Genomic DNA, 18,724 nt, shown 5'->3' on the forward strand with positions numbered 1-18,724 from the left:
TGGCCTTCCCCGTCCTCAGGGAACGGGCGTCGCGGTGGAGGCCACCACCGGCGGGCCGGTGATCAGGGTGCCGTCCTCGGCGTACGGCGTGCCGTTCGGCACACAGCCGTGCAGTCCCTTGATCTGCTGCATCATCACCGGCGCCGGCGCGCCCTGGCCCGGGCAGTCGACATGGCCCTGGCCGAGGATGTGGCCGACCTCGTGGTTGACGGCGAGGGCGTGGTACAGCTCGGGCTTGCCGGTGTAGAACTCCGACAGCTCCTGCCAGCGCTTGAGGTTGATGACGACCTGCTTGCCCGCGGCGCAGTTCACCCAGCCGCCCGTGTCCAGTCCGTACTGTCCGCAGATCCGGTCGGTCGACTTGGGGGTCGCCAGGTACACGGTGAAGTCCACCGGGTCGGCGTCCACCCGCTGGAAGGAGCGCTCGCCGCCGGCGACCCAGCCGCGCCGGGTGTCCCCGAGCACGGCGTCCACCTCGGCGGCGAACTGGGCGGGGGTGACCTTCAGTCCGTTCTCGGCCCGCACCTTGTACCGGTACAGGTGCTCCCCGGTGCCGACCCGCTCGGTGCCGCCGGGCGCCGTGGTGAAGGCCAGCGGTTTCGGCGCGGCCTCCGCCCACGGACGCCACCACCAGGTGCCGGCCGCCACGGCGGCGACGACCACCAGGGCGATCGCCCCGTACTTCGCCCGCCCTGCGGGCAGCCGGGCCGTCACCCGCGCTCCCGGGTGACGGCCCCGCGTATGGAGCCCCGGAGGGCCGGGGCCGGGGCCGTGCGTGCGGCCGTCGGCGCGGCCGAACGGCGGTGTGCCGGTCGGCGGGCAATCAACAAATCGGTCATACCGAGAGAGACGATCAGAAACCCGTTCACGGTTCACCTTATCGTGAGCATGATCTCTTCCATTCGCCTCGGTGTTCGCCAGGGTGCGCGTCCGGGCGTGCGCCGTCGTGCTTGCCACCGGCGTCCGCCACCGGGCCGACGCCGGGCAGGCGGCGGACGGGCGGCGCGCAGGCCGCGGGCAGGCGGCAGACGGGATCAGGGCTTGGCGCGCAGGACGTCGATGTTGCCGTACCGGGTGCGGGCGCGGACCTCGACGGTGTCCTCGGACTTCCCCGGGGCGTCGGCGGCGGAGAGCATGTTGCGGACCTGACCCGAGGTCGATCCGAGGTCCAGCCAGGCCGCCGTGCCCTCCCGGATGCCGACCTCGATGGCGCCGTAGGAGGTCTCCAGCTGCACACTGCCCCGGGCCACCTCACCGATGCGCAGGGTGCCGTGGGCGGTGGTGGCGGCGACCGAGCCGCCGGCCCGCCGGACCTCGATGTCGCCGTTGGCCCCGCTCACCCGCAGATCGCCGTTGGCGAGGTCGACGGTCGTGCTGCCGTGCGTGTTCTTCAGTACGGCGGGGCCGTCGATCCGGCCGATCCGCACACTGCCGGAGCTGGTGGTGACCTCCGCCCCGCCCTCGATCCGGTCGACGGTGACCGAGCCGTGCGCGGCGGCCAGCCGCAGCGGGCCGGTGGTGTCGAAGCGGACGTCCCCGGAGGAGGTCTTCACCTCGGTCTCCCCCAGCCGCCCCTCCCCCAGCACCTGGGCCCAGGCACCGCCCACCTCGATCCGCGAGTCCGCGGGCAGCTCGACCGTGACGTCCACGGTGCCGACGCGGCCGACGAGGTAACGCGGCCTGGGCGTCCGGACGGTGAGCACCCCGGCGGCGTAGCCGACCTCGGTCTGCCCGGCGGACCGCACGTCCAGGTCCTTCCCCGGATCGCGCGGGCGCACCTCGACGACGGTGTCCGGGCGGTCGACGGCGATGAAGTGGATGGATCCGGCCTCGATGTGCGCGGTGACGGCGATCGGGTCGGGAGTGTCGAACGAAGGCATGGTGATCCCGTCCTCGGAAGGGTCTGGTGGAGGTACGGCAGCCGGGGCCACCGGTCGACGGTGCTACCGGTCGACCGGCCCGACCTCGCGGCCCGGGCGCCCGGCATGCGCACCGAGCTCCATGACGCCATGATGGCACCACAATGACGCCAATCGCAAGCCCTTGATGCGCCCGCATGACACCCACATGGCACAGCCCCGGTGACAGCGACCCCCGACCCGGGCGCGTACGGCGACCTCGGAGCCGGGGGCACTCCGACACGAGCGGGAGCGGACGTCACGGCACCACCCTCCGAACAGCACCGCAGCGCTGGCGCCAGTCTGGCGCCGGATGGCACCAGACTCGGCACAGCTCAGGCGCCGCCAGCCGCCCCCTCGTCCGCACCCACCAGCAGCCACCGCGCCGGCAGCTCGATCCGGGCACCGGCCGCCGTGAACTCCGTGGTGGCCAGCGGCAGGTCGCCGGAGCCCAGGACCGTCAGCCCGGCCGCACCGAACAGGTCCACGAAGGCCCCGTCGGCCACCTCGGCGGGGGCCAGCCCGTGGTCGAACACCGGGCGCAGTTTCGGCGGCGGCCCCGCCGGCCCAGCGGCCAGGTCCGCCAGGACCCGCTTGGCCGCTTCGGCCAGCTCGACCACGAACGCCCGGCCGCGCCGCCCGGCCAGCACCGCGACGGCCTCGGCGACCGGCCCCCGGTCGGCCGGATCGCTCTGGTGGATCACCCCGCGCAGATAGAGGTTGACGTCGCCGAGGCGCTCGTGGAGCGCCCGGACCGCCTCCGCGTCGGTCGCGTCCAGCCGGGCGTACTCGGCCGCGCCGGCGGGGTCGTTCCGCCGGGCCAGCTCCACGGCGGCCTGCGACAGGTCGACCCCGAGGACCCTGCCGAACCGTCCGGCCAGGAAGCGCGTCTGCGTCCCGCTGCCGCAGCCCAGGTCGACCAGCGGCAGGTCCGGGTCGACCAGCTCCGGCCGGAACAGCGCGAGGTGGCACTCAGCCACCAGGGCCGCCTCCGCGTCCCAGATCACCGCCCCGGGCTCGGCCGGCGCATCCCGCCAGAACCCCTCCCAGGCACCCAGGTACCGACTCGTCACAGTCACGACGGAGACCTCCAAGCGTCACTCGCAGTGGCCGCAATGTATCCGCCGACCTTCGCCCCCGGTGGCCGCACCGGCACGGGAAGGCCGTGGGGCCCGGCAAGACTCACCCGTTGGAGTGAGGCCGCATCATACGAGGTTGACCGGTCCGACGGACGGACTTCACCGCAGCACGATGGCGTGGGCACGCCAGGGCGGTAGCGTCGCCGCCGACCGTGATCGACTCGGAGGGGTGGACCGACGTGCACAGCACAGTGAAGGCGGACCGGCGGCTGCTGGTCAGCGTGTTCGGACCGCAGGAGGCCCGGGAGGCCGTGCTCGGGGGAGCCCGGATCATCGACAGCGAGGACCCGCGCAGCGCCCTCGGCACCATCAAGCCGCGCCGGATCATGGACATCGCCGACGCCGTGCTCGCGGCCCGCCGCGACCTGCCGGTGCAGTTGAGCACCAACATCGGCGAGGACCAGTTGCTCCACCGGCGGGCGGCCAACGGCCTCGCCGTCGCCAAGTCCCGCTACGAGACGGTCGGCAAGGCAGCCCAGGCGGCCCTCGGCGTCGCCGTGTCGATGGGCACGCTGGTCCACCCCTCCCCGATCGTGAAGGTCGGCCTCGACGGCATGGACGTCGACCGGCTCGGCGAGGTGCTGGGCGAGATCACCGCGACCCTGCGCCGGACCGACGGGCTGCGGCGGGCCAGGGTGATGTCCGTGCTCTTCGCCCAGGACCTCGACCTGTGGGACACGCGCAAGACCCTGCCGCAGGTCCGCCGCGCCCTGGTCGGCCTGCGCGAGTACGACCCGGCCGCGCCGGACACCCCCGACGCCTTCGACCTGGCCGGCCTCGCCGACGCCCTGCTCGGCGACGACGGGCTCCCGCTCTTCCCGGACGCCCCCGGCCGCCGCCCCACCGAGGCCGTGCTCAAGGCCGCCGGAGCCCTCCCGACCGCCGCGCACGGCACCTACGTCACGGTCAACGAGCCCGTCGCGCACTCCCGGCACGGCCTGACCCGGCAGCGCCGCACCGACCGCGAGGCGATCCGCGCCATGGTCGAGGCGACCGCGACGGCCGGTGCGGACGCGATCATGATCGACACCAGCATTCTGCTCAAGGTCGCCCGGATCGGCCTGATCTCCACGGCCGGCAGCGAGGAGGTCGTCGACCTCGACGCCCACGACACCGACGCCCACGGCCTGCCCCGGACCGGCATCCTCACCCTCGACGAGATCCGCTTCTTCGTCGACCTGTGCCACGCCCGCGGCCTGGAGGCCAATCTGGCCGGCTCGGTGCAGAGCCACCAGGCGCAGCAGATCTGGCGGCTGGTCCCCGAGCTGGACCAGTTGTCGGCGCGCGGCGGGGTGGTCGCCCCGTCCCGCGACCCGCTGCGCGGCACCGGAGCGGACACCCGGCACGAGTGGGTCGTGCGGGGCGCGCTGGTGGCCGGCCTCGTCCCGCCGGAGCAGGGCGGGTACCTGGTGGTTCCCGAACACACGGCGCGCTCGCCGAAGTTCCGGCCGGACCTGGACGCCCTGCTGGCCAGGCACCCCGACCTCGTGGTCCGGTTCGCCGGGCCCGACGGCTTGCCGGACGGCACCGCGGACTGAGCCGGGCGGTCCCGCGGACCGAGCCGGACGGCACCGCGGACCGAGCCGGGCGGTCCCGCGGACCGGTCTGCGGGACCGGTTCCGCCGGTGTTCCGGCCGGACCGCGTGACCGGAGGGGCAGCGCGCCGTCGACCCTCCGGTCACCGCGGGGTCAGGTGTTGGTGATGCTGCCGCAGTTGGCGATCGGGACGAAGCCGTAGGCGACGATCACGGCGGGGTGGGCGCAGATCCAGCCCTGCGGTCCGAAGACACTCCGCAGCGCGACGCCGTGGGCGTCGGCGCCGGTGTACTCGGCGGAGCGGAAGATGTGCCACAGCAGCCGGCCGTACGGCGTGGCGAGGAACGGCGCGTTGATGTTCTGCGCGGCGTCGACGGGCGCGATCGTGTTGATGCTGCGCAGGGTCAGCGGGCCGGGCGACTCCACCGCCGTACCGTGCCCCCGGTGGACCTGGTCGATGCAGACGCCGACCGAGTACGGGAACACCGCGTCGATGTCGTCGAGCACCGGGTCGGTGCCCCGGTCGTTGCGCGGCCCGGAGGTCACGCAGGCGCCGGGGACGATCGCCGTACCGCCGCCGAGGGCCTTCAGGGAGGCGACCCGGGTGTCCGAGGTGGACTGCGGCAGGTACGGCTTGACGGTGGCGTTGGCGAGAGAGGGGTCGATCTGCAGCCAGTTGGTGACGGTGCATTCGTAGACGGCCTTGAGCTGGGCAGTGGTGAGGTTGGCCGGTGCGTGGCCGCCCGCCTCGGCCGACCAGGTGACGGCGTCCTTGGCGAACGGTACGAAGGAGTACGGCTTGGGGTCGCCGGGCGCCACGGTGCGCGAGGAGCGGGCGAAGTCCAGCGTGCTGACCGTGGTGCTGATCAGCGCGGTGAAGCCCGGCCCGGAGCCGTCGGGCCGGTTGATCGGCACGGCACCGGCCTTGGGGGTGATCGGGTTGGTGCCGGTCGCGTCCCAGCTGTAGAGGCGCGGCAGGCCGGGCGCGACGGCCCGTCCTCGCTCGCGGGCCCGGCCGCGAACAACACCCTGGTAACGAAAACTCGTTCTGGCCGCAGCGGAGTTGAGCACCGTTGACCTGCCCGCCCCGCCCGAGCGGGCCGCCGCGGGCACGCCGCGGGCACGCCGCGGGCACGCCGGGAATTCTTCCCCCGGTCACCCGGCGGCGACCGGTCGGCCGACCGCCGCCGGGTGACCGACGAGTCAGGCGAGCTTCTGGCAGAGCAGCGCGTACGGCCGCGCCGCCCAGAGCTGCCACCAGGGCTGGCCGTAGGCCACACCGGCGACGAACTCGTCGTCCGCGCACTGGCCCTTGGTGAAGCCGTACGCGAAGTCACCGCCGCCCGCGACCGCCGGGCGGTTGTCGCCGGCGTCGAACCACAGGGTGCGGCTCGCCGTACCGAGCGGGGCCGCGGACCGGGCGCAGAGCACGCCGAGCGTCCGCCCGTTGCGGCTGTAGCCGTTGACGAAGGAGCCGGCCGGGCACTGCGCCTTGGCGTAGCCCGGCGCCCAGTCGGTGGTCACGTACGTGCCGCCGTGGTCGACGAGGTAGCCGTGGTCCGCGCTCCAGAGGTTCGCGCGGGTGACGTCGGCGCACAGGCCGTTGTCACTGCCGTGGGCGAGGCCCAGCAGCCGGGTGCCGTCGGGGCAGGAGGCCTTGAGGGCCGACGGGTCCCAGTCCGGCCGGGTGCGCAGGAAGGCGGACTGGTTGTCGTCGATCAGACCCGCGCTGAGCGTGGTCCAGTTCACCAGCGGCGCCGGGGACTGCCCGGCGCTCCAGGACGTGATCGGCCACTCCCGGTGGAAGGCCAGGAACGGCAGGTCCTGCTCGAGCACCGGAGTGCCGAGGATCACCAGCCGGGCCATCAGCGCCCCGTTGATGTCGAGTCCGCCGTAGAGCCCGATCGTTCCGTTGACCACCGGCTCGGGGTGGGTGGCGTCCAGGAGCACCGAACCGTTCACCGCCACCCGCAGGTACGGCTCGATCGACGCCTTCACGCCGACCGTGTCGTAGAGGGCGACGGAGGCCTCGGCGAGCAGCCCGGCCTTGGCCGTGGCGGAGCCCCGGAGGTCGAGGCGCAGCGGGGAGACGGTGGAGGTGCCGGGGTCGGTGGTGGTGGTCCAACCCGGACCCTTGACGTAGTCGGAGTGGACGCCCCAGGTGCCGTCGTACGCCTGCTCCGCGTCGAGGGTGACGGTGCCGTCGGCGCTGATGTCCGCGTAGAGGGTGAAGGCCAGGTTGATCACCACGGGCAGGACGCCGACCATGACCACCGGGCTGGCGCTGTACGAGGCCAGGGCGATCCGGACCGGGCCGGTGCTGCCGGCGAGGGCGGCGCTGACGTGCCAGTCGGCGTGGGCGCCCAGGGTGAAGCCGATCCGGGCCTGCTGCGGGTCGATCGCGCCGAGGCCGCCCCGGTAGGAGAAGTCGACGGCCGGGTGGAGTTCGACCGAGCCGGAGAGCCTGGCCGAGGAGCCGCCCGGCAGCGGGACGGTGGCGTCGGCGCTCAGGCCGAGGCCGCCGGACACCGTGCCGCTGCCGGAGGTCGGGCCGAGGTCGCCGGTGACCTGGAGGCCGCTGATCCACGGCTTGACCTCGAAGGCGGCGGGGCTTATCGCGCTGTGCAGGTCGGCGCTGGTCGCGCCGAGCAGTTCGGGGAGGGTCGCCGGGCGGGTGGTGACGGCCACCGTGCCGTCGGCGGCCGGCTGGACGCCGGTGACGGCGACCAGCACGCCGTGCGGGGCGGCCGGGGTGGGCGGACTGTCGATCAGCCGGCCCGGCTGGACGGCGGCCGCGACGGCCGCGACGGCCGCGGACTGCGTCCCGGCGGAGGTGGCCTCGGCGGCTTCCGTTCCGGCCGGGGCGAGCACGGCGGTGCCGGCCTTCGGGTCGTAGGAGGAGAGCGCGAGCGCCGGGGCCCCGGTGGTGGTGGCGGGCGCGCTGCCCTGCGCCGGCCGTACCACGGTGGCCTCGGAGGTGCTGCCGTCGGCCGGGGGTGCCAGTGTCGTGGGCACTCCTGGGGCGGCGGAGGCTTCGGGGGCCCCGGTGGTGGTGGCCGCGGTCGCGGTGGTCGTGGCGACGGTCGCGGTGGTGGCGGGCGCGGTCGCGGTGGTGGTCGCGGTGGTCGTGGCGGGCGCCGGGCCGGCCGCAGTGGCCGAGGTCGCGCCCAGGATGCTGCCGCAGAGGAGGAGCACGGTCGTTGTCGCGGCGGCTGACAGGGTCAGCTTGCGCACGGTCACGTGGAGGGTCCCTTCGTGTCAACGGTGCGGTGATGGTGCCGACTTGTGATCGGCCGGGTCGCCGGTGGCTCCGGCAGCCGGGAAGCTAGCAGTCGGCGGAGGGCGTCTCCTGGTGCTATGTGACGTTTCACGGGTCGCGATCATCAAGATGTCATGTCCCCGCCTCTGAAGCTTTGCCCCGTACTCGCCACCCCGGGAGGCCGGGGGCGGCGAGCCGTCATGGCCGGCCGGCCGCCCCGGCCACCCGACGGCGCGAAGTCCATACAGCGCGCCCCTTTACTGAACTCGCGCGCCCCGAGGGCGACAAGCGGCCCGCCGGGGGCGCGCGGGAGCGCGGCACAGGACTCCCGCACCCCTCGTGCGACCACCCGCGGACGTGGACGCGCCCGCCCGGGGACGGCGAACCCGCGGCCCGCGACTCCCTCCGGGCGAGCCCGCGGGACACGCGTCCGAGGCGGGACCGGAGGGACGCCAACGGCCTTACGTCAACACGGTGATGACGAACTTCACCTGCCGGGGTGGAGTAACGGGCGAATCCGTCAGTAAGCCAACCATCCTGTCCTGTCGGGGTGCTAAGACTACGAAGCATGCGCGACAGGGCGCGGCGGTCGACCGGGACGGGCCGGCACGGGAGGAGGCGGGGCGGATGCGGGTGAACGGAGCGAGCCGGACGGTTGCCGTGGCCGGGGTGGATTTCGGCTGGGGCAGCTCGGGGAAGCTGAGTGCCGTACTGGCCGCCCTGCGGGCCCGCGGCGGCGAACGGTCCAGATTCGTCGGACTGGCCTCGGGGCTGGGTCGGCCGGTGCTGGCGGGATCGCCCGTCGAGCGCTGGTTCGACCTGCCGGACGCGGAGCCGGAGCGGGAGCGGGAGCTCGCGCGGATCGTCCGGGAGCAGCGGGTCGGAGCGGCGCTGGTGGTACTGGACGGCGGGCTCGCCCGGGCCCTCGGCGACTGCGGGGTGCCGGTGGTCTTCGTGGACAGCCTGCCGTTCCTCTGGACCGAGGGGGACCGCGCCGAACTCCCCCTGGACGCCGAGGTCTACTGCGCGCAGCGGTGCGTCGACCTGCCGCCGGAGTGCACCGGGGTACTGGCCGACGTGCGGCGGCTGCGCTGGGTGGACGCGGTGATCGCCGGTGGCGGGGCCGGCCGGCGCGCCGCCCCCGGGCCGCGTCCGCGCCGGGCGCTGGTCAGCCTGGGCGGGCTGCGCGCGCCCCAGCTCGAGGACTGGGCGAGCTATCCGCAGCTGGTGCTGCCCGCCGCGCTGGAGGCGCTGGCCGCGTCCGGGGTCGAGGAGGTGCACATCGCCGGCAACCTCCCGGCCTGGCTGGCCGGGCAGTTGGTGGACTCCTGTCCGGTGCCGGCGGCCACCACGGTCGGCGCGCTCGCCCACGAGGACTTCCTCCACCGCCTCGCCGAGTGCGACGTGCTGCTCGCCTCCCCCGGACTGACCACGCTGCTGGAGGCCGGCCGGCTCGCGGTGCCCACGGTCTGCCTGCCGCCGCAGAACCTCAGCCAGATCTTCAACGGCCGGTTCCACGAGCGGGCGGTGGGCGGCGGGTCACGCGTGGTCTGGCCGAAGGACGTGTTCGCCGAGGACGAGGCGCTGGCCCTGCGGGCCGGCGGCGAGGGCAGCGCGCTCGACCTCATCTACGGCGGCATCGCCCGGGCCGCCCAGCAGCATCGGCGCGCCACCTCCGCCGCGCTGCGGGGCCAGGTCGTCGAGGCGCTGCGCCGGGTGGAGCGGGAGCCCGGTACCGACTGGGGCGCGCTCACGGCCGAGGTCGGCACCGGGGGTGCGGCCCAGGTCGCCGACGCGCTGGTCGAAGTCCTGGGGGCCACCGGCCCCGCCCACTGATCCGTCCGACCTCTCCGACCTCTCCGACCTGTCCGACCTCTCCGACCTGCCAGACCTGTCCGACCAGCACCTTCGACGAAAGGGTCCGGGTGTCCGCCACCACGCCAACGCGCGCTCGCTATCTGTTCATCCGCATCCTCGAAGCCTGCAACGCCGACTGCTTCATGTGCGACTTCGCGCTCTCCCGCGACACCTTCCGCTTCTCCCGCTCCGACTTCGCCGAGCTGCTGCCCCGGGCCAGGGCCGCCGGGGTCGGGTACGTCCGCTTCACCGGCGGCGAGCCGCTGATGCACCCGGACGTGGTGGAACTGGTGCGCGCCGGTGCCGGGGCGGGCATGCGGATGTCGCTGATCACCAACGGCTCGATGCTGCCGAAGCTGGTGAAGGACCTCGCGGCGGCCGGGCTGGCCCAGGTGATCGTCAGCCTGGACGGCGCCTCGGCGGCCACCCACGACACCTACCGCCGCTCCCCCGGGATGTTCGACGCCGGGCTGCGGGGCCTGCGGCTGGCCGGAGAGCTGGGGGTGCTGCCGCGGGTCAACACCGTCGTCGGTCCGCACAACTACACCGAGATGCCGGAGCTCCGGCGGGTGCTGACGGAGGCCGGGGTGCGGCAGTGGGAGCTGTCCGCGCTCAAGCTGGACCGCTCGATCCGCTACCCCGACCCGGACCACGTGCGGGAGGTCTGCGACCCGCTCTACACCGCCGGTCCGCAGAGCGGGCTCGTCCCGATGGGCAAGCGCTTCTACGGCGACACCCCGGAGGAGCAGTGGCGCTACTTCGAGGAGTCCACCCCGCCCCGGGCCTCGCTGCCGCTCTGCCACGTCACGGACGACGTGATCTACATCGACGGCCGGCGCGGCCGGATGCACGCCTGCAGCTGCATCCCGCACCGGGAGGACGCCGACGGCCCCGGGGGCGCGCCGATCCGGGAGAACGGCGTACTGCTGCTGGACACCCCGGCCTTCCGGGAGCACGTGGACCACTTCCGCGAGCACGGACCCCGGGTGTGCAGCGGCTGCTCGACCACCGCGGCCGGCTACAGCGACGACGTGGCCCGGCTCGGAGAGGTGGCACCGTGGCGGTACTGACGACCGCTCCGGCGGTGCCGACCGCCGGCCCGACGGTGCTGCTCGCCTGCCGGGAGCAGCAATTGGACTCCGTGCTCGCGCTGCGCCGGGTGGCCGCCCATCTCGGCGACCTGCCCCGGTCGACCGACAACGGGCACGCGCTGCCGGACCAGGCCCTGCCCGGCGCCGCGCTGGTCTGCGACGAGGAGGCGACGACCGCGCGCCTCGCCCGGCTCGGGGTGCCGGTGCTGCACCTGCGCTCCGCCCCCGGTGCCCCCCTCGCCCCGCTCCCCGCGGACCGGATGCTCACCCGCGCCCAGTGGCCCGGCTGGCTGGAGCAGCCGGCCGGGGAGCGGTCGACCGGACTGCTGGCACCGGCCCGGCTGAGCCGCCGGCGGGAGCGGCAGGGCACCCTGCTGCTGCTCTCGTTCTGGGACGTCCCACCGGCCGAGGCCGAGGCCTTCGCCACCGGACCGCTGCCCGCGCTCGTTCGGGAGGCCGTCCGCCGCACCGGCTCCTGCGCCGTGGTCGGGGACACCGGGCTCGACCCGGTCCGCGCGGCCACCGCCGGCCTGCCCGGGGTGACGGTCGACGCGGCGGCCGGGGCCGACGCCGACGAACTGCACGCCCGCGCCGAACTCCTGCTCGCCTCGCCGACCTGGGCGGCCGTCGCACTGGCGCAGGCCCGGCGCGCTCCGCTCGCCTTCCTGCCCGCGCTCGGCAGCGCCCAGCGGGACCTCGCCGAGCGGGTCACCCGGCTCGTACCGGTTCCCGGGGCCGCCGACCCCGCCGATCCCGCGCTCTGGCAGCCGCCCTCGGCCGAGGAGCAGTGGGGCGCCGTCGGCCCCGGGCTCGACGATCTCCGCGGCGCGCAGGGCGTGGCCCGCACCGTCCGCCAACTCCTGCTCGCGCCGCCGTAGCCGACCACCCAGCCGCGGTCGCCGCGCCCACCGCCGTCGGCCGACGTCCCCCCTCGTACGGAGCACGCCATGTCCCACGCCGCCCCCACCGACCGCGAAGACACCACCGGACCTCCCCCGGCCAGGCCCGCCCCGGAGCCGGCCGAGTGGGACGACTGGCGCTGGCACATGCGCAAGCGCGTCAACACCGTCCAGAAGGCCCGGGACTGGATCAACCTCACCGAGGGCGAGGAGCGGGCCATCGCCGGCGTGGCCGGCCGCTACCGCTGGAGCATCACCCCCTACTACGCCTCGCTGATGGACCCCGACGACCCGCTCTGCCCGGTCCGCCAGCAGGCCGTGCCCGCCGCCGAGGAGCTGCTGGAGTTCCCCGGCGCCGAGGTGGACCCGGTCGGGGACACCCTCTACCGGCGAACCAACCGGGTGGTGCACAAGTACCCGGACCGGGTGATCCTGCTCGTCACCGAGGCCTGCCCGGTCTACTGCCGGCACTGCACCCGCAAGTTCCACACCACCGATCTCCAGGGCAGCTACTTCCGCGACGACGAGGGCGGCGCCTACGACGAGGACCTCCGCTACATCGCCGAGCACCCGGAGATCCGGGACGTGCTGCTCACCGGCGGCGACCCGCTCTCCTACCAGGACGGCCGGCTGGAGGAGATCGTCGCCGGGCTGCGCGCCATCCCGAGCGTGGAGATCATCCGGATCGGCTCGCGCTTCCCGGTGCTGCTGCCGCAGCGGATCACCGAGGAGCTCTGCACGATGCTCTCCCGCTACCACCCGGTCTGGCTGAACACCCACTTCAACCACCCCAAGGAGATCACCCCGGAGTCGGCCGCCGCCGTGGACCGGCTGCTGCGCCACGGGATCCCGGTCGGCAACCAGACCGTGCTGCTGCGCGGGATCAACGACGACGTCGCGACCATGCGCCGGCTGATGACCGAACTGCTGCGCATCAGGGTCCGCCCGTACTACCTGTACCACTGCGACAACGTCACCGGTGTCGCGCACTTCATGACCTCCGTCGAGAAGGGCTGGGAGATCATGGAGGGCCTCCAGGGCCACATCACCGGGTTCGGCGTCCCGCAGTACGTCCTCACCACGAAGATCGGCAAGATCCCGGTCTCCCGCCCCTCCTTCACCGAGACGCCCGACGGCGGCCTGCTGCTGCACAACTTCCGCGGTCAGCAGCTGCTCGTCGACGCCACGACGCACCCGATCACGGAGACGGACGCCCGATGACCCTCCACCAGCGGCAAGGCCAGCGTTTCCTCCCCTACGGCGCCAACTACCTCGACTGGTCCGACATGGCGGAGCTCAAGGAGGTGATCGACCACCAGGTGCTGTTCCGCTACCAGACCGAGCAGGAGAGCATGGCCTCCCGGCTGGAGCGCCGGGTGGGCGAGCGGCTCGGCGTCGCCCACACGCTGGCCGTGCACAACTGCACGGAGGCACTGCGGCTCGCCCTGATCTCCACCCGCCCCTCGATCGGCGACCCGGTGTACATCCCGGCCGTCACCTTCGTCGCGGTGGCCGGTGCGGTGCTGTCCTGCGGGCTGATCCCGGTACTGGTCGACGCCGACGAGTCGCTCGCGCTGGACCGGACCCTGCTGCCGCCGGACGCCCAGCGGGTGATCGTGGCCCACATGGAGGGCTCGGTGGCCACCCTGCCGGAGGGTGTGCCCTACCTGATCGAGGACTGCGCGCAGACCCTCGGCGGCCGGTTCCCGGACGGCCGGGAGGTCGGCACGGCGGGCTACGCCGGGGTGTTCAGCTTCCACCACAACAAGGTGCTCACCTCCGGGGAGGGCGGCCTCGTGGTCACGGGCGACGAGCGGGCCGGGGCCACCATGCGCTGCTACCACGACCACGGTTCGGCGCGGGTGCCCGGCCACTACCCGACCTGGGACCAGGACGCCCACTACGGCGAGAACTTCGTCACCAGCGAGGAGGTCGCGGCCGTCCAGTGCCAGCAGTTCCGGCACCTGGACGAGGTGCTGGCCGGGCTGGAGCGGATGTACGCGCTCGCCCTGTCCGAGCTACCCGGCCGCACGGACATCCGGCCGCTGCCGCGCGCCCGCGGCGACGTCAAGGTGAGCATGCGCCTGCGCTGCGAGTCCCGGGAGCTGCGGGACGCCGCCGTGGCCGCCCTCACCGCCGAGGGCATCGCGCACTGGACGCTCGGCAAGTACCTGCTGCCCGAGCACCCGGTCCTCACCGGACGCCGCTCCCTGTACGCCGACGGTTTCCCCTGGAACCACGCCCCCGAGGGGCCGCTCCGGCTCAGCCGGGACGGCTTCGCCCGCACCCGCGACCTGCTGGACCGCACCCTGTGCCTGCCGCTCTCCCCCGAGCTCCCGGAGGCCGAGCAGGCGGCCGCGGTCAAGGCGGTCCGCCGCGTCCTGGAGACGGTGTGAGCGGCGCCGGCCCGGTACTGCTCATGGTGGACGACCGGCCGTCCACCTTCACCCGGTACGCGGCCCGCACGCTCCCCGAGCACCTCGTGCTGCTGCGCTTCGAGGAGCTGCGCGCCGACCTCTCCGAGGACCATCTGCGCCGGACCGCCCACCTGCCCGCCTTCTGGGTGCGGGCCGGGGAGCCGCTGGAGCGGGAGGCGGAGCGCTACCGGTCCTGGGCCGAGGCCGAACTCCCCGTCGCGCCGGAGCGGTTCTGCAATCCGTCCGAGCCTCGGCAGGCGCTCGCCCAGCGCTTCGCCGCACTCGCCGGGCTGCCGCACCTGACCGAGCAGCAGGTGGCCTGGGTGCGGGACAAGGCCGCGATGAAGCAACGCTTCCGCGAACTCGGCCTGCGCACCGCCGCGTTCACCCGGGTCCGGGAGGCGGCCGCGATCACGGCCTTCGCCGCCGAGCACGGCTGGCCGCTGGTGCTGAAGCCGGTGGACTCCTTCGCCTGCGTGGACACCCACCGGCTGGACGGCCCCGAGGCGCTGTCCGGCCTCGACCTCGGCGCCCGGGACTGGATGGTGGAGGAGTTCCTCGGCGGCACCGAGTGGGAGGTGTGCGCGGTCGTGCACCGGGGCGAGGTGCTGGACGCCTGGCCGAGCGCGATGCCCTGCCGTCCGCTGGACATCGTCGACGGGGCGATGAACGCCAACATCAGCGTGGGCACCGACGAGGCGCCGCCGGTGGACCTGCGGGCGCTGCTGCAGACCGTCGTCACCGGCATGGACATCGACCACGGCTACGCGCACATGGAGTTCTTCCTCGTCGACGGCGAGCTGTACGCCGGCGAGATCGGGCTGCGGCTGGCCGGCTGCGAGATCCCGGCCAACCACGGGCACGCGTACGGCTTCGACGTCTTCGGGGCCACCCTGGACGTCTACCGGGGGCTCGCACCGGATCTGAGCTATCGTCAGAGACGCTGCGCGGGCGACCTGTTGCTGCCGCTGCCCGGCTCCGGGACGGTCCACCGGATCACCCCGGCGGAGGACCTGCTGCGTGTCCCCGGGGTGGTCGAGGCCGTTCTCAAGGTCGGGGTCGGCGACACCGTCTCCGCCCGACGCGCCTCGCACAACGCCTCCGGGTACGTCCACGTGGTCGGGGCCTCGATCGAGGAGGTGGAGCGGCGGATGCGCGAGGTGCTCGGCGCCTTCGTGATCGTCCTGGCCCCGTCGGCCGATCCGGTCCCCGTGACCGGTCCGGCCCCCGGCCGGGAAGGAGCCCGTTGAACCAGGTGAGCACCTCCGCCCCGGCCCGGGACACCCTGGTCCACCGCTTCGGCACGCTGCTGCGCCGCCCGCACGTGCCCGCGGTGGCGGGCTGGAGCCTGGTCTGCCGGCTCCCGGTCTACCTGATGTCGCTGGCCACCGTCCTGGTGGTCCGCGAGCAGGGCGGCAGCTTCGCCCAGGCGGGCCTGACCAGCGCGCTCTACACCACCGGGATGGCGGTCGGCGGGCCTCTGGTGGCCAGGCGACTGGACCGCGACGGCCGGCGGCCCGTGCTGCTCGCCACCGGGCTGTGCTACCCGGCGGCGCTCGCCGCGCTGGCCTGGACCACCCGGCCCGGCTCCTGGGGACAGCTGGCCGCCGCCACCGCCGCCGGGATCGCCCTGCCGCCGGCCAACGCCTGCATGCGCTCGCTCTGGGCCCGACTGCCGCTGGCCGACACCGAACGGGACACCGCCTATCTCTGGGAGGCGATCCTCACCGAAGTCCTGGTGATCGGGGCGCCGCTGATGCTGGCCGCCCTGATGCTGGCCGGCTCGGCCGCACTGGCCGTCACCGCCGTGGCCGCGCTCGGCGGCGCCGGTGCGCTGGGGCTGGCCCTGGTCCGGCTCCCGCCGGGGACGGACCCGGACCAAGGCACCGAGCGGCGCGACCTGCTCGGCCCGCTGCGCAACCCGCCGATGCTGGCGCTCACCGCCGTCATGGCGGCCAGCGCCGTGCCGATCGGACTGCTCACCCTCGGCATCCCCGCCTTCGTGGCGGCGCACGGCTCCCCCGGCGGCACCGGCCTCGTCTACGCCTGCTGGGGCGTCGGCAGCGCACTGGGCGCGGTCTGGCTCGGGCGCTCGCAGTCCGACGTCCCGGCGGCGGTGCGCTTCCCGCGGCTGGTCCTGGCCTACGCGCTGGGGACGGGCCTGGCGCTGGCGGCCACCTCGCAGCCGTTGCTCGCCCTCGCCCTGGCCGTCGGCGGCGCTCCGATCGCGCTGGTGTCGGCCGTCGAGATGACCCTGGTCGGCGCGGTGGCACCGAACGGCTCGCTGGCGGAGGCCTTCACCTGGGCCTCGCTGGCCACCGTGCTCGGCGACGCGGTCGGCCAGCAGGCCGGCGGACTGCTGGTGGAACCGCTCGGCGCACGCGGGGTGTTCGCCGTCGCCTTCGCCGTCGCGCTGGGCGCCGCCGTCCTGGCCTTCGCCGTCCGCCCGCTGCTCGACCGGGGCACCGCGTCCGCGACGGCCGCGGAGTGCGCCGTATGACCGGCCACCGCACACCCACCGCCGCACCCGCACCCACAACCGCACCCGTACTCGCCTCCGCTCCAGGGGCGGCGCGGGCCCCGGTGCCACCCGCTGCCCCGTGCCACCCACCACTCCCCTCCCGCCCACGAGGTCACCGACGATGAAGCCCGAAGGCCCGCTGTTCCGGCCCGTCAAGCTCGCCCAGTTCCCCTCGGCCGTCAAAGAGTTCCTGGCTTCGACGGACGTCCCCACAGCCGCTCCCGAGGACGCCTCCCCGGAATCCTCCGAGGGCACCACCCCGGGCACCACCCCGGGCACCACCCCGGGAACCTCCCCGGGCACCTCCCGCGGACCCGCCGCGGGCACCGTCGGGGTGCCGGTCCCGGTCGACGGCCGCACGGACCTGACGCAGAGCCTCGACCTCGCCGAGCAGCTGTACGACACCCTCCACCGCCCCCGGCCGCTCGACCTCGGCATCGTCCTCGGCGCCGACCGGCTGCCGGACGGCCTCGCCGAGCTGGCCGGTCCGCTCGCCACCGAGTGGCTGCCCGAGGAGCGGCTGGCCGACACCGCCGCCTTCCTCCGCGACCGCCCCGGCAGCCTGCTGCTGATCGGCTGCTACGAACAGCTCACCCTCGACCCGGTGCGCTCCCTGCTGTTCGCCACCTACCGCAGCCGCACCCACGCCCTGACCCTGCTGAGCGGGCGCGACGCCGCCTCGCTCGCCTGGAACGTCGCCAAGCAGTACGCCCGGCCGACCGCCGCGATCGGGGCGGTCGGGCTTTTCACCGACACCGACCGGCCGCCGCACCTGCCCGGCGTCCAGGTCCACGACGACCGCGACTTCGAGCGGGTCGACATCCAGGCCGCGATCCTCGGCACCCACTGGCGCAAGGTCGCGTTCCAGGGCCACGGCAAGGACGACAGCGTCAACCTGGGCGAGTTCACCATCTGCGGCCTCAGCCCGGCCGCCGAGCCCCGGCCGGGGCTGCTCGGCCCGCGCTGCTCCTACGGGCTGCCCTGCTACAAGCCCGAGGACAAGCTCGTCCCGCTGCACCGGGTACCGGCCGTCGAGGTGGTCCTCAGTGCCTGCAACAGCGGCCCGCTGGCCGACCTCGCCCTGTACGACCCGAAGTACCAGCTGCTGCTCAACGCGTTGGACGGCCCGGCGCGCACCGTGGTCGCCGCCGTCTCGGTGCACGACTCCGACCGGCCCGAGAACGTCGCCTGGATGCGCGCGGCCCTCACCGGTGGCGACACCGTGGACACCCTCAACGCCAGCCTGGCCGGTTCGCACCCGTACCCGGCCTTCCTGCGGTTCGGCCTGCCGGACGCCACCGCGCCCGCGCCCGAACCGGCCGACCACCGGCCCGACCCCCTGCTGCTCACCGTCGGCCGCCGGCTGAACGCCCTGCTCGGTTCCGAACTCCTGCCGCACAACCACGCCCTGCGCCCCCGGCTGACCAAGCTCGCCCGGAAGGTGGACCTCTGGGTGGCCCGGCCCACCCACCTCGCCGACCAGTCCGCCGCCGAGATCGGCGCCTCGCTCACCGCCGACCTGCAGTCGCTCGACCACGTGCTGGCCGGGCAGGTCGCAGCGGACCCCGAGGACGAGCTGATGAACTACCCGGCGCATTTCGGCGACCGCAGTTCGCTGGACCCCGAGGTGCGCGAGGTGACCTGCCACTGCGGGCGCCCGGCCCAGGAGTTCACCCGGCGCGGCCTGCTCCCGCAGATCCTCGACACCGTCTGCGCGGTCTGCATGCGCTGCGGGGACGTCACCTTCCGGCTGCCGGAGGCGCCCTCACTGCTCGCCCACAGCGCCGACGAGGTCCCGCAGGGCGGCGTCCTGGAGGTGCGCGCAGAACTCACCGCCGCCCGCACCGGCCCCGTCCGACTCGGCCTGTTCGTCCCCAGCTACCTGCGCGCGGACGCCACGGTCGAACCCGAGCACGCCAAGGTCCGCGCCGTCGGCGGCCGGCCGACGGACGTCGCGTTCCGGGTCCGCTTCGACCCCGCCACCGCCCCGCAGGCCTACTACTTCACCGTGTTCGCCGTCCAGGACCTCGCCGTCTCCACCGCCCGGCGCCACTTCGGCGTCCTGCCCGGCTGACCCGCCACCCCGCCCGCACACCCCGAGGACACC

General features: G+C 74.4%; 14 protein-coding genes. 9 read left to right on the forward strand and 5 right to left on the reverse strand.

The genetic code is table 11. The features are described 5' to 3' along the window. Positions 1-15 precede the first annotated feature (15 nt). The 3 genes from BLU95_RS03220 to BLU95_RS03230 all read right to left on the reverse strand — a co-directional run bounded on the left by BLU95_RS03220 (position 16) and on the right by BLU95_RS03230 (position 2,977). Positions 16-714: a DUF3152 domain-containing protein gene (locus BLU95_RS03220; protein ID WP_159424747.1), complete on the reverse strand. Its 699-nt coding sequence runs from the start codon at positions 712-714 to the stop codon at positions 16-18. Between the two features lie 320 nt (positions 715-1,034). Continuing rightward, on the reverse strand, positions 1,035-1,880 hold the full coding sequence (locus tag BLU95_RS03225) for a DUF4097 family beta strand repeat-containing protein (RefSeq protein ID WP_093858589.1): 846 nt from the start codon (positions 1,878-1,880) through the stop codon (positions 1,035-1,037). 353 nt (positions 1,881-2,233) lie between these two features. After that, a complete protein-coding gene (locus BLU95_RS03230; RefSeq protein WP_093864605.1) occupies positions 2,234-2,977 on the reverse strand; it encodes a class I SAM-dependent methyltransferase in 744 nt (247 codons plus the stop codon). Positions 2,978-3,216: 239 nt separating this feature from the next. On the opposite strand from BLU95_RS03230, the gene BLU95_RS03235 reads away from it, so the two are divergent. Then, positions 3,217-4,575 carry a (5-formylfuran-3-yl)methyl phosphate synthase gene (locus BLU95_RS03235; protein ID WP_159424748.1) on the forward strand — a complete coding sequence of 453 codons (1,359 nt, stop codon included), beginning with the start codon at positions 3,217-3,219 and terminating at the stop codon, positions 4,573-4,575. Between the two features lie 151 nt (positions 4,576-4,726). Here BLU95_RS03235 and BLU95_RS03240 read toward each other — a convergent pair whose 3' ends face one another. Both BLU95_RS03240 and BLU95_RS03245 read right to left on the reverse strand, forming a co-directional pair. Continuing rightward, the gene (locus BLU95_RS03240) at positions 4,727-5,644 is read right to left on the reverse strand and encodes a substrate-binding domain-containing protein (RefSeq protein ID WP_159424749.1); all 918 of its coding nucleotides are present in this window, start codon (positions 5,642-5,644) and stop codon (positions 4,727-4,729) included. A 132-nt stretch (positions 5,645-5,776) separates the two neighbouring features. Further along, entirely contained in the window at positions 5,777-7,813 is a 2,037-nt protein-coding gene (locus tag BLU95_RS03245) for a hypothetical protein (protein ID WP_093858592.1), read from the reverse strand. Between the two features lie 646 nt (positions 7,814-8,459). Between BLU95_RS03245 and BLU95_RS03250 the strand changes: the two genes are divergently transcribed. The 8 genes from BLU95_RS03250 (at position 8,460) to BLU95_RS03285 (ending at position 18,691) form a co-directional block, all read left to right on the forward strand. Next, complete coding sequence (locus tag BLU95_RS03250; protein WP_093858593.1) at positions 8,460-9,668, forward strand: hydroxymethylcytosylglucuronate/cytosylglucuronate synthase; 1,209 nt, start codon at positions 8,460-8,462, stop codon at positions 9,666-9,668. Positions 9,669-9,757: 89 nt separating this feature from the next. Then, a complete protein-coding gene (gene blsE, locus BLU95_RS03255) occupies positions 9,758-10,759 on the forward strand; it encodes a cytosylglucuronate decarboxylase (protein WP_093858594.1) in 1,002 nt (333 codons plus the stop codon). Then, positions 10,747-11,658, forward strand: coding sequence for a CGA synthase-related protein (gene blsF, locus BLU95_RS03260; protein WP_231978250.1), 912 nt, complete (start codon positions 10,747-10,749; stop codon positions 11,656-11,658). Before blsE ends, blsF begins: the two co-directional genes overlap by 13 nt. Positions 11,659-11,727: 69 nt before the next feature. Continuing rightward, positions 11,728-12,900 (forward strand): arginine 2,3-aminomutase, encoded by a 1,173-nt coding sequence (gene blsG / locus BLU95_RS03265; RefSeq protein WP_093858595.1) that lies wholly within the window; start codon positions 11,728-11,730, stop codon positions 12,898-12,900. Then, entirely contained in the window at positions 12,897-14,075 is a 1,179-nt protein-coding gene (locus BLU95_RS03270; protein ID WP_093858596.1) for a DegT/DnrJ/EryC1/StrS family aminotransferase, read from the forward strand. The genes blsG and BLU95_RS03270 overlap by 4 nt, the downstream gene beginning before the upstream one ends. Beyond that, the gene (locus BLU95_RS03275; RefSeq protein ID WP_231978251.1) at positions 14,072-15,346 is read left to right on the forward strand and encodes an ATP-grasp domain-containing protein; all 1,275 of its coding nucleotides are present in this window, start codon (positions 14,072-14,074) and stop codon (positions 15,344-15,346) included. The genes BLU95_RS03270 and BLU95_RS03275 overlap by 4 nt, the downstream gene beginning before the upstream one ends. A gap of 5 nt (positions 15,347-15,351) precedes the next feature. Next, positions 15,352-16,596 carry an MFS transporter gene (locus BLU95_RS03280; RefSeq protein WP_231978252.1) on the forward strand — a complete coding sequence of 415 codons (1,245 nt, stop codon included), beginning with the start codon at positions 15,352-15,354 and terminating at the stop codon, positions 16,594-16,596. Between the two features lie 142 nt (positions 16,597-16,738). After that, the gene (locus BLU95_RS03285) at positions 16,739-18,691 is read left to right on the forward strand and encodes a hypothetical protein (RefSeq protein ID WP_231978254.1); all 1,953 of its coding nucleotides are present in this window, start codon (positions 16,739-16,741) and stop codon (positions 18,689-18,691) included. Positions 18,692-18,724: the final 33 nt, after the last annotated feature.

Source organism: Streptomyces sp. TLI_053, assembly GCF_900105395.1.
Taxonomy (GTDB): Bacteria; Actinomycetota; Actinomycetes; order Streptomycetales; family Streptomycetaceae; genus Kitasatospora.